General features: G+C 70.9%; 8 protein-coding genes. 6 read left to right on the top strand and 2 right to left on the bottom strand.

Annotated features, from left to right (window positions below):
- The 4 genes from ACT53O_RS14905 to ACT53O_RS14890 form a co-directional block, all read left to right on the top strand.
- A partial coding sequence (locus ACT53O_RS14905; RefSeq protein WP_476153285.1) for an immunoglobulin-like domain-containing protein occupies window positions 1–2,782 on the top strand: 2,782 nt, incomplete at its 5' end.
- 110 nt (window positions 2,783–2,892) lie between these two features.
- Window positions 2,893–4,359 carry an MFS transporter gene (locus ACT53O_RS14900; protein WP_083867979.1) on the top strand — a complete coding sequence of 489 codons (1,467 nt, stop codon included), beginning with the start codon at window positions 2,893–2,895 and terminating at the stop codon, window positions 4,357–4,359.
- A gap of 53 nt (window positions 4,360–4,412) precedes the next feature.
- The gene (locus ACT53O_RS14895; protein ID WP_112931775.1) at window positions 4,413–5,561 is read left to right on the top strand and encodes an exonuclease SbcCD subunit D; all 1,149 of its coding nucleotides are present in this window, start codon (window positions 4,413–4,415) and stop codon (window positions 5,559–5,561) included.
- Window positions 5,558–8,644, top strand: coding sequence for an AAA family ATPase (locus ACT53O_RS14890; protein WP_135949859.1), 3,087 nt, complete (start codon window positions 5,558–5,560; stop codon window positions 8,642–8,644). The genes ACT53O_RS14895 and ACT53O_RS14890 overlap by 4 nt, the downstream gene beginning before the upstream one ends.
- A 1-nt stretch (window position 8,645) precedes the next feature.
- Here ACT53O_RS14890 and ACT53O_RS14885 read toward each other — a convergent pair whose 3' ends face one another.
- The gene (locus ACT53O_RS14885) at window positions 8,646–9,635 is read right to left on the bottom strand and encodes a hypothetical protein (protein ID WP_476153282.1); all 990 of its coding nucleotides are present in this window, start codon (window positions 9,633–9,635) and stop codon (window positions 8,646–8,648) included.
- A gap of 232 nt (window positions 9,636–9,867) precedes the next feature.
- Here ACT53O_RS14885 and ACT53O_RS14880 point away from each other — a divergent pair, with 232 nt between their 5' ends.
- Window positions 9,868–10,455 (top strand): 4'-phosphopantetheinyl transferase family protein, encoded by a 588-nt coding sequence (locus tag ACT53O_RS14880; RefSeq protein WP_036318500.1) that lies wholly within the window; start codon window positions 9,868–9,870, stop codon window positions 10,453–10,455.
- 14 nt (window positions 10,456–10,469) lie between these two features.
- Here ACT53O_RS14880 and ACT53O_RS14875 read toward each other — a convergent pair whose 3' ends face one another.
- Window positions 10,470–12,539 (bottom strand): NAD(+) synthase, encoded by a 2,070-nt coding sequence (locus tag ACT53O_RS14875; RefSeq protein WP_476153279.1) that lies wholly within the window; start codon window positions 12,537–12,539, stop codon window positions 10,470–10,472.
- 75 nt (window positions 12,540–12,614) lie between these two features.
- On the opposite strand from ACT53O_RS14875, the gene ACT53O_RS14870 reads away from it, so the two are divergent.
- Window positions 12,615–16,178 carry a TM0106 family RecB-like putative nuclease gene (locus ACT53O_RS14870; protein ID WP_476153277.1) on the top strand — a complete coding sequence of 1,188 codons (3,564 nt, stop codon included), beginning with the start codon at window positions 12,615–12,617 and terminating at the stop codon, window positions 16,176–16,178.
- Window positions 16,179–16,217: the final 39 nt, after the last annotated feature.

Raw genomic sequence — 16,217 nt, 5'->3', positions numbered from 1 at the left:
GACGCTGCTCGACGTGTCGGGCAACGGTCGCAATGCCACGCTCACCGGACTGACCGACGCCTCCTTCGCGGATGCCGCGGGCGACGCCGTGCTGCGCTTCCGCGCCGACGGCTACGCGTCGTTGCCGTCCGGCCTGATCACCGGATCGGACAACAACTTCACCGTCGAGTACACGGTGTCCACCCAGACCTCCGCCAACCACTTCGGATGGGTCATCGGCGACGGCGTCGGCCCGTGGAACACCACGCAGCTCGGCAACCACATCTTCCTCAGCCCGCGCTCGGCGCAGGGCGGCTACACCGACCAGGTGCTGGCGGCGATCCGCGTCAAGAACGGCAACAGCAACGGCGAGACGCGCATGCCGGCCGGCGGCGGCCTGAACCCGGGCTTCACGACCCTCACGATGGTCGGTTCCGGCAACACGCTGACGCTGTACCGCGACGGGCAGCAGATCTCGACCCTCACCCACTCGCTCTCGCTGAGCTCGATCATCCCGACGGGTGCGGTGATGGGTTACCTGGGCCGCTCGCTGTACCAGGGCGACCCGCTGCTGCGCGCGGACGTGTCGGACGTCAAGTTCTGGGACGTCGCGCTGACGTCCGGCGAGGTGTCGGCGAGCATGCCGACCGCCGAGCAGAAGAAGGCGACCACCGCGGCCCTGCTGCGCGGAGACGTGTTGGCACAGATGCTCGGCGCGAACTCCGCGCTGACGAACGTCACGTCGAATCTGACCCTGCCGGCGACGGTCAACGGCGTCGGCCTGACGTGGTCGTCGTCTGCGCCCTCGGTCGTCTCGACCTCGGGCGTGGTCTCGCGGGCGATCTCGTCCGACACGCCCGTGACGCTGACCGCGGTCAGCACGCTCGGCTCGACCATCACGTTCGACGTGACCGTCATCGCACCGACCGTCTCGGCCGACCTCGACGCGATCGTCCTCGCGAACCGCACCACCGAGAACCTGCCGCTGGCGACCACGGGTTCCGTCAACGGCGCGGCCATCACCTGGACCTCCTCCGACCCGTCTCTGGTGACGGCGACCGACGCGGGGTACACTGCGCCCGCCGTCGGGCTCGCCGACCCGTACCGCGGTGGTGGCATCGTCACCCGACCGGCGTACGGCGCCGGTGACCGTGAGGTGACCCTCACGGCGCACGCCGTCCTCAACGGCATGCACGATGAGCGCACCTTCACCGTCACGGTGGCCGAGCACGGTCGCACCGCGCCCGACGCGGGCTACGCCGCGGCCTACTTCAAGTCCGACAGCGACGAGAAGATCTACCAGGCGGCGACCAGCGGCAACGATTTCTTCACGTTCTCGCCGGTCAACGGCGGCAACCCGGTCATCACCTCGACGACCGACACGAAGGGCCTGCGCGACCCGTACATCCTGCGCTCGAAGGACGGCGACAAGTACTACATGGTCGCGACCGATCTGTGCATCGGGTGCGGCACCGGCTGGGGCCCCGCCCAATCCGCCGGCAGCCTCAAGATCGAGGTGTGGGAGTCGACGGACCTCGTGAACTGGAAGCGCACCAACGGCGAGGACAGCGGCATCACGGTCAACCAGCCCGCTGCGGGAATGACCTGGGCGCCGGAGGCGTACTGGGACGACGCGCTCCAGTCGTACGTCGTGTTCTTCGCGTCGCGGCTGTACTCCGACGCGAGCCACACGAACAACGACAAGCTGTATGCGCGGATGTTCGCTGTGCTCACGCGTGACTTCCGCACCTTCACGGCACCGCCGGCGAGCTGGCAGGACACGGGATACGCCCGTATCGACTCGACCGTCACCAAGATCGGGGACTACTACTACCGCTTCACGAAGAACGAGGAGGGTGGCGCTGCCGGCCCGCTCGAAGCAGGGAAGGACATCTTCCTCGAGCGCTCGAAGGTGCTGACGGCTCCGACCACGGTATCCAGCTGGACGGCCGACCCGTCGACCACCTGGCAGCTGCTGGACACGCACATGACCTCGCTCGAGACGGGTCAGGCCGGTGAAGGCCCTGAGATCGTCAAGCTCAACGCGGGCGACCCGAACAACGCCGGCGACGGCTACGTCTTCCTCGTGGACAACTACGGCGCCGGCGGCTACCGCGCGTTCGTGACCACCGGAGACGCGATCGCCTCCAGCACGCAGAGCGACCGCCTGTCGCAGCGTTCCGACTGGAACGTCCGCGCTCCGGGAGGTCTGCCGGAAAGCCCTCGTCACGGCGCCTTCGTGAGCGTTCCGCAGACGGTGCTGACCGCCATGCACGACTGGACCGGCGTGAGCGCGGTCGCATCGACCACGTCGCTGAGCGCGCAGGAGCGCACGGTCACCGCGCGCGTCGTCGCCGCCGATGGCGGAGACGTCGCCGGAACGGTCACGTTCACCGGCGAGACCGGCACCTCCTCGCTGGCGCGCGCCAGCGCGTGGTCGGCGCAGGTGCCCGTGTCGGGTGGTGTGGCGAGCGTGGTCGTCCCGGCCGGAATCCGCACCGTCACGGCACAGTACGACGGTTACCGCGATCAGCTCGTGCAGGTGTCGAGCTCTGACGCGGTGACGCTGGCCGACGTCGTCGTGACGCCGGACCCGGAGCCGTCGCCGGTTCCCACCGATGGGACGGGTCAGAGCGGCACGGGTCAGAGCGGTGCGGGTCAGAGCGACCCGGGCGCGGCTTCGCTGGCCACGACCGGACAGAGCCCGGCACTGGTCACGGCAGCAGGCATGCTCGCAGCGCTGCTGCTGGCGGCCGGAGCGGTTCTGCTGATCGCGCGCCGTCGTCGCACCCGCAACGGCTGAGTCCGCACTCCCCCCCCAGAACGGGCGGCTCGGAGATCGTCTCCGAGCCGCCCGTCCTCTGCGTCAGCTGTCGAGGACGGCCACGCGCCGGGGAGCGATAGCGTGGACGGATGACCAGTCCGGGTACCGCGAGCATCTCCCTCAACGGCGGGCAGCGCTGGCGCGCGTTCTGGGTCTGCGTGTCCGTCGCGGCGCTGACGATCCTCGATCTGAGCAAGGTGAACGTCGCGCTGCCCTCGATCGAGAAGGCGCTGGGTGCCGGGTCGACACAGCTGCAGATCGTCGTCTCCGGCTACGTGCTGATGTTCGGCCTCGCCCTCGTGCCCTTCGGGCGCCTCGGCGACCAGCGATCGCGCAAGGCCCTCTTCCTCGTCGGTCTGAGCCTGTTCCTCATCACCAGCGTCGTGTGCGCCCTCGCACCCACGATCGAGGTGCTGATCGCCGCCCGGCTCGTGCAGGGCCTCGCCGCCGGAATCCAGATGCCACAGGTGCTGGGGACCATTCAGCAGATCTTCGTCGGCAAGGAGCGCGGACGCGCGTTCGGACTGTTCGGAGCCACGATCGGCGTCGCCACCGCCATCGGCCCGACATTCGGGGGCCTCATGATCGCCGTCGGCGGGGTGCAGGACGGCTGGCGATGGATCTTCTGGATCAACGTGCCGCTGTGTGCGCTCGTGATCGCCGGAGTGCTCGGCCTGCTGCCGCGAACGCGCCGCGCGACCCCCGGGCGTCTGCAGCTGGACCCGGTGGGTCTCGTGCTGCTCGCGTTCACGATCGTGACCCTCATGTGGCCCTTCCTCTTCACGACGGGCGCGCCCACCGACGATCCCCGCCGGTGGTGGAGCCTCGTGCTCTTCGTCGTCTTCGTGACCGCGTTCACGTGGTGGGAGCGGCGGTACGCGGCATCCGGTCGTTCACCTCTCGTGCCGTTCTCCCTCTTCTCGATCTCGTCGTTCCGCAACGGCACCCTCGTCGTCACCACCTACTTCACCGCGATCCCGGCGATGTTCCTGCTGACCACGCTTTTCCTGCAGATCGGCATCGGCACCGAACCCGTCTTCGCCGGGATGGTCTCCATCGGCTTCGCCGTGGCCAGCGCCATCACCGCGTGGTTCGGCGGCTCGCTCGTCGGCAAACTCGGCCGCCCGCTCGTGGTGGGCGGACTGATCGTGGTGCTCGTCAGCGTCGTCGCGCTCGCCGTCGTCGCGTACACGGTGCCGGCCGGTGTCGTGGAGTACGCGATGGCGGGGGTCATGGTTCTCGCCGGCGCCGGCGCCGGCCTCGTGGTCGCACCGAACCAGACGCTCACGCTCGCCGAGATCCCCACGCGCGAGGGAGGGCTCGCCGGCTCGGTCGGCCAGCTGGGCCAGCGCGTCGGGACGGCGGTGGGCACCGCGATCGGGCTTTCGCTCTTCTACTCGACGGTCTACCGCGAGAAGGACGGCGCGACAGACTCCCTCGCGGTCTTCCACGACGCATACGCGTACGGAATGGTGGCCGTCGGCGTCTTCCTGGGCATCGCACTGCTGATTGGAGTCATCGACCTCGGCGCACGGCGCAGAGCCGCCCAGGACTGAGCCGGCCCGCGGGCCTTCCCCGCGATGTCGGCGGCTGCGCTTAGCGTGGTGCCATGCGCATCCTGCATACCTCCGACTGGCACATCGGGCGGACCTTCCACGGTCATTCGACGCTCGAGGCGCTCAGTGGCGTGCTCGAGACGCTCACCGATCAGGTCCGCGCCCACGCGGTCGACGTGGTCGTCGTGGCGGGCGACGTCTTCGATTCCGCGACGCCCGCGGCCGCCTGCTACACGCTGCTGTCCGAGACGCTGCGGGCCCTCGCCGATACCGGTGCGCAGGTGATCGTGACCAGCGGCAATCACGACTCCGCGGCGCGGCTCGGCTTCCAGGCGGCTCTGCTGCGCGACGGCATCCACGTGCGCACCGACCCGACGGCGATCGGCGAGCCGATCACTGTGTCGGACGAGCACGGGCCGGTGCACTTCTACGGCATCCCCTTCCTCGAACCCGCCCTCGTGCGTGCAGTGTGGCCCGGGGTGCGTACGCAGGCCGATGCGGTCGGCCGCGCGATGGACCTCGTCCGCGCTGATCATGCCTCCCGTGGGGGACGGACGGTGGCGATCGCGCACTGCTTCGCCGCCGGCGTGGAGCCGACTCCCCACCTCGAGCGCGACATCCAGCAGGGCGGACTCGACGTCGTCCCGCTGTCGGCCTTCGACGGTGTCGACTACGTCGCCCTCGGGCACATCCACGGCCGTCAGAAGCTCGCGGCGCATGTGCGCTACGCCGGTGCGCCGCTGCACTACAGCTTCGGTGAAGGGCACAAGCCCCGCGGGTCGTGGCTCCTCGATCTGGATGCCGAGGGAGCCGCCGCGGCGGTCTGGCTCGAGCTGCCGGTGCCTCGACGCCTCGTCACCCTGCGCGGACCCTTCGAGGAGATCTTGGCCGACCCCGGCTCCGACGACGCCCGCGACGCATGGGTCAGCGTCGAGTACACCGATGATCTTCCGGTGCGCGATCCGCTGCGTCGGCTGCAGCAGCGCTTTCCGCACTGCGCAAAGGTCGTGCACGTGCCGGACGTCGCACGCCACAGCGATGGGCGGGGCTACACCGATCGTGTCCGGGCCGCACGCAGCGACCTCGAGCTGTTCGATGCGTTCCTGTCACATGTGCGTGACGGCGAGGGGCTGACGGAGCGAGAGCGCGAGGTGCTGCGTGACGTCCTCGAGGAGCGCGTCGTCGTCGAGGCGTTGGCATGAAGCTCCACCGTTTGGAGCTCACCGGCTTCGGGCCCTTCCGTGACACGCAGGTCGTCGACTTCGACGCGTTCGATGCCGACGGACTCTTCCTGATCTCCGGGCGCACCGGCACCGGCAAATCGAGCATTCTCGACGGGGTCAGCTTCGCCCTGTATGGCAGCGTGCCTCGCTATGACGGCGGGGAGAAGCGTCTGCGCAGCGACCACGCGGATCTCTCCGACCCGACCGAGGTGCGATTGGAGTTCACCGTCGGCGCGCGACGCTGGCGCGTGACGCGGGCGCCGGAATACGACCGCCCCGCCAAGCGCGGGGGCGGATTGACGACGGAGCCGCCGCGGGCGGAGCTGGAGGAGCTGGTCGAGGGAAGATGGGTCGGGCGCGCGGCGAAACCGCGCACGGTCGGCGAGGCTCTCGGCGAGATCCTCGGTCTGAACGCGCAGCAGTTCCAGCAGGTGATCCTTCTGGCGCAGAACAAGTTCTCGCGGTTTCTGCTCGCCTCCGGTGAGGAGCGCCAGGGCCTGCTGCGCACGCTCTTCGGTACGCGTCGATTCGAGCAGTACCGTGATGAGCTCGATAGCCGGCGCCGAGAGGCGGAGACGGCTCTGGCCGCTGTCGACTCGCGTGCGCGCACGCTCGTCGAGGAGGGCGAGAGGCTGGCCCGAGCTCACGATCTCGACACCCGCGAGGCGCAGGACGGCGCCGACGACCTCGCCGACGAGCACGCGGGCGGATCAGAGCTTGCGGCGCGCCCCGACCCGCGGCGCGCGGATCCCGCGCCGGCGCCCGTGGCGACCCGTCGCGAGGATCTCGCGCGGGCGCACCGCCGCGCGCGGTACCGCGTCGAACAGGCGGAGTTCGCGCGCACGGCGACCGAGGAGCGTTTCGCCGCCGCGGCCGCCGCGCACGCCGCGGTCGTGGCCGCCGCGGCGCGCGCGCAGGAGCGACAGACGCTGCGCCACCGCCTCGGTGAACTCGAGGCCCGCGCCGACGAGATCGCACGTGCGCGCCGCCGGCTGGATGGCGGGCGTGCCGCCGCGGTGCTGCGCGCCCCTCTCGACTCTCTCGAGCGTGCCGAGCGCGCTGCGGCGGCGGCGGCGCACGACGCCGACACGGCTCGGGATCGGTGGCGTGCGGGCCGCACGGACGCTTCAGCCGATGCCGCTCGCGCGGTCGAGCAGCTCACCGGTGATCTCGCCCGGTGGGAGATCGCAGCCGCTCAGGAGCGGGACCTCGTCGCGCGTCGGGTCGAGCACGAGGCTGCGATCGCCGCGATCGTGGCGCGCGAGCACGACCTCGCGGACATCGATGACCGCCGCGCCGCCCGTCCCGCCGAGCGTGCCCAGATCGACGCCGAGATCGCCGCCGTGTCGGTCGCCGCGGCGCGTCTCGACGATCTGCGTGCCGAGCACCTGCGTCTGCGCGAGGTCGTCGCTGCGGCCCATCGTGCCGACGACCTCGCGGCCGCGCTCGCCGCGGCCGAGGCTGCGTACGCGACCGCGCTGACGGACTCCGAGGCCGCCTCGGCTGCGCTCGGTGCGCTGCTGCGTCGACGTGTCGCCGGCGTCGCGGCGGACCTTGCGGCCGCGCTCGTTCCCGGGGAGCCGTGCCCGGTCTGTGGCTCCACCGAGCATCCCCACCCCTCGCCGCCCGCCGACGAGCCCGTCACCGATGACCTGCTGGTGGCGGCCGAGCGCGCGCGAGACGAGGCGTCCGTCGCCGAGGCCGACGCGCGCGAGCGTGCCGGCCTCGCACGGGAAGCTGTCGCTGCGGCCCGCATCGCCGCCGGCGGCCTCGACGGAGCCGAGGCCGAGGAGAGGCTCGCCGCCACGTCCGCGGCGCAGGCCGAGGCCGAGCGTGCGGCCGCGGAACTCGCCGGCCTCTCGCAGCGCCGCGCGCGTGCCGAGCAGGCCGCCGCGGCCGACGACGAGCGGCGCGCGGCGTGCGTCGAACACCTCGCGACGGCGCGCGAGCGTGCCCGCGCGGCCGAGTCCGACATCTCCCGCCTCGACGCGGTCGTCACCGCGGCGCGCGGGTCGTTCGCGACGGTGGCGGCGAGAATCGACGCCGTCGCCGAGGAGCGCGATCGGGCGCGCGCGGTCGTCGTGGCTGATGCCGCACGTGATGAGCGTGCTCGTGCGCACCTCGACGCCCGACAGGAACTCGACGCGCTGCTCGCGGCCTCCGGTTTCGACGATCTCGACGCGGCCCGGGCGGCGCTCATCTCCGACGAGGAGATCGAGGGGATCGACATCGCGATCGCCGACCACGCGGCGCAGCTGTCGGCGACGCGCTCTCGACTTCTCGAACTCGAACTCGACGCCGGCGGCGATGACCCCTCGGCCCACGACGTCGACGTTTCTCGCGATGCCGTCGAGCTCGCCGATGCCGCGCGCACCGATGCGATCTCCGCCCACGCCGGCGCCGTCCGCACGGCCGAGGCGCTCCAGGATCTGCTGCAGCAGGTCGACCGTGCCCTGGCGGAGGTGCAGGAGAGCGCCGACGAGGCCGCCGCCGTGATCCGTCTGGCCGACAGTGTGGCCGGGCGGGCGCCGAACACGATGCGGATGGACCTCGAGACCTTCGTGCTGGCCGCCGAACTGGAGGAGATCGTCGCGGCTGCCAACGTGCGTCTGGCGGAGATGTCGTCGGGACGCTACACCCTGCACCACTCCGACGCCCGTGCCGCGCGCGGGCGCGCGTCGGGCCTGGGCCTCGACGTGCTCGACGCGCACACCGGCCGGCGGCGTCCGCCGCAGTCGCTGTCCGGCGGCGAGACCTTTCTCGCCTCGCTCGCCCTCGCGCTCGGTCTTGGAGAGGTCGTCACGGCCCGGGCCGGCGGCATCCGTCTGGACACGCTCTTCGTCGACGAAGGCTTCGGATCGCTCGACCCCGAGACACTCGAACTCGCGCTGCGGACTCTCGACGACCTGCGCGCGGGCGGGCGTACCGTCGGTGTCATCAGCCACGTCGAGGCGATGAAGGAGCAGCTGCCGGCCCAGCTGCTGGTCGCATCGACGCCGGAGGGCCCGAGCGTCATCCATCAGGATGCCGCTCGGGCCCTCGGCGTCGAACGCGCGCGGTGACCTACTGCAGGTAGGTGCGGGCAGAGGTCAGGATCTCACCGTAGAGGGTTCGCAGCATGTCGGCGGAGCTCTCGTCGGCTCCGACGCTGGTGATCGTCTGCTGCACGAGCTCGTCGATTCCCGCCTCACCGGTCGTGAGCAGCGTCTCGCCGATGAGGATCAGCGATTCGTCGGGGAGGACCTGCTCGATGATCTCCGGCGTCGCCGTCGGATCGACCTCTCCGAGGATCTGGTTGACCTTCGGGCGGACATCGGCGATGAACTCCTGCTGCGCGGCCGACTCCGTGGCCGGCGCGGAACCGTCGCCCTCTCCGGGCAGGATGCCGCCGGAGTCGACCTCGACGGAAGGCACGGGCGAGGGGGTGCTCATCATCTCGCTGATCGACGAGCCCGCCGACGAGACACCGACGAGGATGATCGACCAGATGAGCGCGAACGAGCCGATCGTCGCGCCCACCAGCGACAGCACGAGAGCCGTGATGCTGAGGGGCTTTCCGCCGTAGCGCTTTCCGGCGAGCCCGACGATGGAGAAGATGAAGCCCGCCAGCAGCAGCAGGCCGCCGATCAGGACGGCCACCAGGCCCACCCAGGGCACCGGCACGATGCCGATGATGCTGAGCAGCGTGCCTCCGGCGGCGAGCCCGAGTGCCGTCCACGCGATGGCCTTCGACCGCGTGTCGGGCGTCGGCGGTCCCGAGGGGGCGACAGACGAAGGCGTGGGTGCGCCGTAGGCGACCGTGGGTGCGCCATAGGGGACGGTGGGTGCGCCGTAGGGCGCGGTGGGCTGCCCGGGATCCGGCGGCAGCGGAGGCGCCGTCGGTGCGACGTACGCGTCTCCGTATCCGCCGGTGGGCGCGGACGGGACAGGCGGGGCCGCGGGAAGCGAGACCTCGGTCGCAGCGGAGTCGACGGCGTCGGGGGTGACCGCGTCCGGCCCGTCGGCGGCCGAGCCGTCCGGATCCTGAGGATTCGTGGGCGGGGGTGTCGACATCTGCTCTTCCTTCGTCGTCTCGGGACGTCGCGCGGCCCCGTCCGAGGGACGGCGGGCGCGGCGGCGGTATGTCGACCCTATCGACTCACTGTGACTTTGTTCACGGTCAGCTGTCCGCGGCCTTTCTCACGTCGCATCCGGCGACCGCGACGTGCCATCCTGGGCCAGGATGGGAGCACGCGGCATCCCGCCGGTGCACCCACGCGGCGGGACGCGCGATGAAAGGGACGCCATGACACTCACTTCGGTTCTGCTCGACACTCCGCCCTCGGTTGCCGCGCGACTCGGCTGGGACCCGGCCACGACCGTCCACGATCGTCGCCGTCTTCTCGCCAAGGAGCTCATCGCCGCCCGCCTCGGCTGCGACATGAACGACATCCGTATCGAGCGCGAGGCGCCGCGCGGCTTCGGCTACCACACGCGGTTGATCGCCTCGCGGGACGGCGAGGACCTGCCGATCGCCATCGTCACGGCGAGCTTCCGCGCCGCCACGGTCGTCGCCATCTGCGACCCGGGTCTGCCGCTGGGCATCGACATCCGCGACATGACCCCGGAGCCGGCCGACATCCGTCTCATGCAGAAGCACTCGCACCTGTTCGACCCGAACAACATCCCCGACCTGCTCCAGCACTGGGTCCGGGTTCAGGCGGTGCTCGAAGCCGACGGTCGCGGGGTGCGCGTCGCACCCGAGAACGTGCGGTTGGACATGGGCCGGCTCAAGGGCTGGATCCCGGACCGCAACATGAAGTACACGCTCGTCGACGCCTCACGCGACAGCTGGGTGATCACGATCGCGATCGGGACGCTCCCCGCGGCGTGAGTTCCCGCGGGCACTCAGGCGGGCGGGAAGACGCGATCGAGCTCGGCCAGCCACACCGCGGCGTTCCCGTCGCTGGGAGCACGCCAGTCGCCGCGCGGTGAAAGCGAACCCGACGCCAGCACCTTCGGGCCGTTGGGAATCGCGGTGCGCTTGAACTGCGCGAAGCCGAAGTAGCGCGTCAGGAACACGCGCAGCCAGCGCACGATCGTCTCGCGGTCGTAACCGTAGCGGTCGGATGCCGGGAAGCCCGGCGGCCATGCACCGGCATCCGCATCGCGCCAGGCATGCTCTGCGAGGAAGACGATCTTCGACGGGCGCAGGCCGTAACGCAGCACGTGGAACAGCGCGAAATCGTGCAGCGCATAGGGGCCGATGGTGTCCTCGGTCGATTGGACCTTGCCGTCCTGGCCCGCGGGCACCAGCTCGGGGCTGATCTCGGTGTCCAGCACCGCCTGCAGCACGTCCTTCGCCGCCGGCGACAGGCTCATGCCGTCGTCGGCGGCGTGGGCGATGACCCACCGGATGAGGTGCTGGATGAGCGTCTTGGGCACCCCGGCGTTCACCGCGTAGTGGCTCATCTGGTCGCCCACGCCGTAGGTCGCCCACCCCAGGGCGAGCTCCGACAGGTCGGAGGTGCCCACGACGAAGCCGCCCTTCTGATTCGCGAGGCGGAACAGGAAGTCGGTGCGCGCCCCGGCCTGCACGTTCTCGAAGGTCACGTCGTACACGGGCTCGCCGTTCGCGAAGGGGTGTCCGATGCCCGTCAGCAGCTCGGTGGCCATCGGCCGGATGTCGATCGTCTCGATGGAGGCGCCGATGGCCTCGGCCAGGGCGATGGCGTTCGACTTCGTGTGGTCACTCGTGGCGAAGCCGGGCATCGTGTAGGCGAGGATGTCGCTGCGCGCTCGCCCCATCCGGTCCATCGCCCGCGCGACGACGAGGAGGGCGTGCGTCGAATCGAGGCCGCCGGAGACGCCGATCACGGGCTTCGGTGACCCGATCGCGCGCATCCGCTGCTCGAGCGCGGACACCTGGATGTTGAACGCCTCGTAGCAGTCCTGGTCGAGTCGTGCCGGGTCGTCGGGCACGAAGGGGAAGCGGTCGAGCGGGCGACGCAGGCCGATGTCGGCTGCCGGCGGATCGACCGTGAACGCCACCGTGCGCATCGGACCCGTCGCCGGTGCGACCGCGCGGCGGTTGTCGTCGAACGTGCCCTGGCGAAGGCGGTCCTGGCGGATGCGGTCGAGGTCGATGTCGGCGACGGCGCTGCGCGGGCCGTCCGGGAAACGATCGGTCTCGGCCAGGAGGGCGCCCGACTCGTAGATCATCGTCTGTCCGTCCCACGACACGTCGTTGGTCGACTCGCCCAGGCCCGCGGCCGCGTAGACGTAGGCGGCGATGCAGCGGAACGACTGAGACTTCGCGAGAAGGTGACGATCATCGGCCCGCGCGACGGTGATCGGGCTGCCGGAGAGGTTCAGGAGCACGGTCGCACCGGCGAGAGCGGCGGTGGACGACGGCGGCACGGGCACCCACATGTCCTCGCACACCTCCGCGTGGACCACCAGGCCCGGCACGTCGTCCGCGGCGAACAGCAGGTCGGTGCCGACGGGCACCTCCTGGCCGACCAGCACGGTGGATGCCGGGGCATCCGTTCCGGCCGCGTACCAGCGGGCCTCGTAGAACTCGCGATAGGTCGGCAGATAGCTCTTCGGTGCGACGCCGAGCACGCGGCCGCCGTGGATGATCACCGCGCAGTTGTAGAGGCGTGGCCCCAGCCGCAGCGGTGCGCCGACGACCAGCAGCGGACGCAGCTGCTGCGAGGCCGAGACGAGGGTGGCGATGGCGGCGTGGACGGCGTCGAGCACGGCATCCTGCATCACCAGGTCGTCGATGGCGTACCCGGTCAGGCAGAGCTCCGGGAAGACGGCGACGGCGACGGCATCGTCGCTGAGCGCGCGGGCCGCGTCGATGACCGCCTCGGCGTTTCGCGCCGGGTCGGCGATCGCGACGGGGATCGTACAGGCGGCGACCCGGGCGAACCCGTGCCGATAGACGCTCTCGAACGGCAGGTTCTCGCTCACCCCTCCAGTCTGGCAGGTGCGCCGGCGCTGGGCGATGTCGGCGGCGCCGACTAGCGTCGAAGGCGGAAGGGTGACATGCGATACATCGAGGACACCGGCGACGGTGCGCGCATCGTCTGGAGCGCGAGCGATCTGAAAGCAGCCGCCGAGTGCGAGTTCGCGTGGCTGCGTGCGATCGACGCCAAGCTCGGACGGGTGCCGGCGGTCGTCGAACCCGAAGACCTCACTCTCGAGCGCGCCGGTCGGCTCGGCACCCAGCACGAGCTGCGCCAGCTGGAGGCCTACCGCGCGCAGTATCCCGGACGTGTCGTGGAACTGCCCGAGACGCGATCGTCGGATGCCGCGGCCGTCGCGGCTGCGGTGGCCGCGACGACGGCGGCGCTGGCCGACCCCGCCGTCGTGGTCATCTATCAGGCGGTGTTCGCCACCGAGGAGTTCGTCGGATTCGCCGACTTCCTCGTGCGCGACGACCCCGCTCGCCCCGCGGATGCCGCCGCCAATCCGTGGGTCGTGCAGGACACCAAACTCGCGCGTCACGCACGCGTGACGGCGTTGATGCAGCTTGCGGCATATGCCGACCAGCTCGACCGGCAGGGAGTGCCGCGCAGCAGCCGTGTGGAGTTGCTGCTCGGCGACGGCACGACCTCGACGCACGCCGTCAGCGACCTCCTGCCCGTCTTCCGGTTGCGCAGGCAGAGACTGCGGGCGCTCGTCGCCGACCGCGACATCGCGGCGGGCGCCACGGGCGCTCCGATCGTGTGGGGAGACGACCGGGGTGAGCTCAGGATCGTGGCGTGCGGCCGATGCGCGACCTGCGATGCGGAGGTCGTCGCCCATCGCGACCTGCTGCTCGTCGCGGGGATGCGACCCGTGCAGCGTGACCGGCTGCGCGCCGCCGGCATCCATACCATCGACGACCTGGCCGCCGCGAGCGCGCCTCCCGAGCGGATGTCGGGTGACACCTTCGCCGGCCTGCGCACGCAGGCGCGCCTGCAGCTGGACAGCCCGGCGGGCGGCGTGGGGGAGACGGCAACCGCGGCCGCGCCGCCGGTGCCGACCTTCGAGGTGGTCTTTCCGAAGGCGATCGGAGCGCTGCCCCGGCCCGACCGCGGCGACCTCTTCTTCGACTTCGAGGGAGACCCGCTCTACACCGAAGCCGCCGACGGGGTGGGAGCGATGTGGGGCATCGACTACCTCTTCGGCTGGGTCGACGACGACGAGCAATACGCGGCGCTGTGGGCGCATTCCTTTGCCGACGAGAAGCGGGCGCTCGAGGATTTCCTGGACGTGGTGGCGCTGCGCCGGCGCGCCCACCCCGGAATGCACATCTACCACTACGCGCCGTACGAACCGACGCATCTGCTGGCGATGGCCGCCCGCTACGGTGTGCGCGAGGCCGAGGTCGACACTCTGTTGCGTGAGGGCGTCTTCGTCGACCTCTACCCGATCGTCCGGCGTGCCCTTCGCGTGGGATCGCGCTCGTACTCGATCAAGAAGCTCGAGCCGCTCTACATGGGCGCCGAGGTGCGCACCAGCGACGTGCAGCGCGGCGACGACTCGATCGTCAAGTATGTCGAGGCGCGCGAGCTGATCGACGCGGGGGCGGATGCCGCGGGAGCGGCGATTCTCGACGATCTCGCCGACTACAACCGCTACGACTGCGTCTCGACTCGGCGCTTGCGCAACTGGCTGGTCGAGCGGGCCCGGGAGTCCAAGCTCCTGCCCTCGGCAGACGTCGACGCCGCAGAGCGTCCCTACGAACCCTCCCCGCGTGCGGATGCGCTCACGCGGATGGCGGGCGCCGCCGAGAGGGACGATGCCCCCGATGTGGCCGCGGTCACCGCGCTCAAGCTCGCCGCCGCGGCGATCGACTACTACCCCCGCGAGGCGAAGACCTTCTGGGCGACGCACTTCCTGCGGCTGCGTGAGCCCGTCTCGATCTGGGAGGACACCCGCGACGTCGTCGTCTTCGATCACGATCGGTGCCGAGTCTTGAGCGACTGGCACGTACCGGAGGGCGGACGCGTCCAGCGTCGCGTGATCGAGCTGCGCGGCGATCTCGCGCCGGGCACGAAGCTGTCCGCGGGGGGTGCGGTCTTCCTGCTGTACGAGCTGCCGACACCGTTCCCGGTCGACACCAGCCCGCGATGGATCCACGCTGCACGTTCGGTCCGCGTCGTCGACGTCCTCGATGACGGCATGGTCGTGGAGGAGAACTCCATTCAGGGGTTCACCTGGCAGGAGCTGCCGATCGCCTCCACACCGCCCGCGCCGCCGCAGGCCGGGTCGCAACAGGCGGCCATCGACCAGTGGGCCGACGCGATCATCCAGGCTGCGCCCCTGCACTCCGCAGCGTTCCCGTCCGACGCCGCGACCGATCTGCTGCTGCGCAGGGTTCCGCGCACGCGCTCGGGCGCGCTCGCCCGCGGTGAGGGCCTCGGCGATGCGGTCGACGAGATCGCCCGTGCCGTCGACGACCTCGACCGCAGCTATCTGGCAGTGCAGGGTCCGCCAGGCACCGGCAAGACCTATGTCGGCTCGCACGTGGTTGCACGGCTCGTCCGCGAGAAGGGATACCGCGTCGGTGTCGTGGCGCAGTCGCACGCGGTCGTGGAGAACATGCTCGCGCGCATCGTCGATGCGGGCGTGCCGGGTGAGCGCGTCGCGAAGGCGACGAAGGGCACGGCATCCGGCGCCGAGAGCTTCACCGTCATCGCGAAGGACGGCTACGCGGCGTTCGCCGCAGCCCACCCGGAGGGTTTCGTCATCGGGGGCACGGCGTGGGACCTGAGTCACGCCGGGCGCGTGCCCCGCGCGAGCCTGGACCTGCTCGTCATCGACGAAGCAGGACAGTTCTCGCTCGCCTCCACCATTGCGGTGTCGGTCGCGGCACCGCGTCTGCTGCTGCTCGGCGATCCGCAGCAGTTGCCGCAGGTGAGCCAGGGAACCCACCCCGAGCCGGTCGACACCTCCGCGCTCGGATGGGTGATGGACGGCGCCGCCGTCGTCCCCGACGACCGGGGTTTCTTCCTCGCGCAGACCCGGCGCATGCGCCCCGAGGTCGCCGGTCCCGTCTCCCAGCTCTCCTACGAGGGGCGACTCGCTGCCCACCCCTCCACCTCGGCTCGTCGCCTCGAGGGGGTCGCGGCCGGCGTCGTTCCGGTGGCGCTGACGCATGCGGGCAACGCCACGCAGTCGCCGGAGGAGGCCGACGCCGTCCTCGCCCTCGCCCGCGATCTGCTCGGTCGGGCGTGGACACCGTCCGCACATGTGCCGCCGCGACCGCTCACGGCAGCGGATCTGATCGTCGTCACGCCGTACAACGCGCAGCAGGTGCTCGTCGAGTCCGTTCTGGCGGACGCCGGGCTCGGAGAGATCCCGGTCGGAACCGTCGACAAGTTCCAGGGCCAGGAGGCGGCCGTCGCGATCGTGTCGCTCGCGGCATCCAGCGGTCGTGATGCACCCCGAGGACTCGAGTTCCTGCTGCTGCAGAACCGTCTGAACGTGGCCGTCTCGCGAGCCGAGCACACCGCGTTCGTGGTGTACGGCACGGGCTTGCTCGACGACCTGCCCCGCACCCCCGACGGTGTCGCCCGGCTCAGCGCCTTCGCCCGTCTCGTCGGCGCGGACGCGCCGTAGACTCGGCGTACCGCTCGAGGCTCACCGGTCGTGTCCCGC

The sequence above is a fragment of the Microbacterium sp. DMC48 genome, assembly GCF_056313825.1.
Note: the sequence above shows the minus strand (reverse complement) of the source record. Positions and strands in the feature narration are given on the sequence as shown.

Excerpts from the sequence above, each read along its gene's own strand:
- ACT53O_RS14880 (WP_036318500.1), top strand. The coding sequence starts at position 9,868 with ATGACACTCACTTCGGTTCTGCTCGACACTCCGCCCTCGGTTGCCGCG.
- ACT53O_RS14895 (WP_112931775.1), top strand. The coding sequence starts at position 4,413 with ATGCGCATCCTGCATACCTCCGACTGGCACATCGGGCGGACCTTCCAC.
- ACT53O_RS14885 (WP_476153282.1), bottom strand. The coding sequence starts at position 9,635 with ATGTCGACACCCCCGCCCACGAATCCTCAGGATCCGGACGGCTCGGCC.
- ACT53O_RS14870 (WP_476153277.1), top strand. The coding sequence starts at position 12,615 with ATGCGATACATCGAGGACACCGGCGACGGTGCGCGCATCGTCTGGAGC.
- ACT53O_RS14900 (WP_083867979.1), top strand. The coding sequence starts at position 2,893 with ATGACCAGTCCGGGTACCGCGAGCATCTCCCTCAACGGCGGGCAGCGC.
- ACT53O_RS14890 (WP_135949859.1), top strand. The coding sequence starts at position 5,558 with ATGAAGCTCCACCGTTTGGAGCTCACCGGCTTCGGGCCCTTCCGTGAC.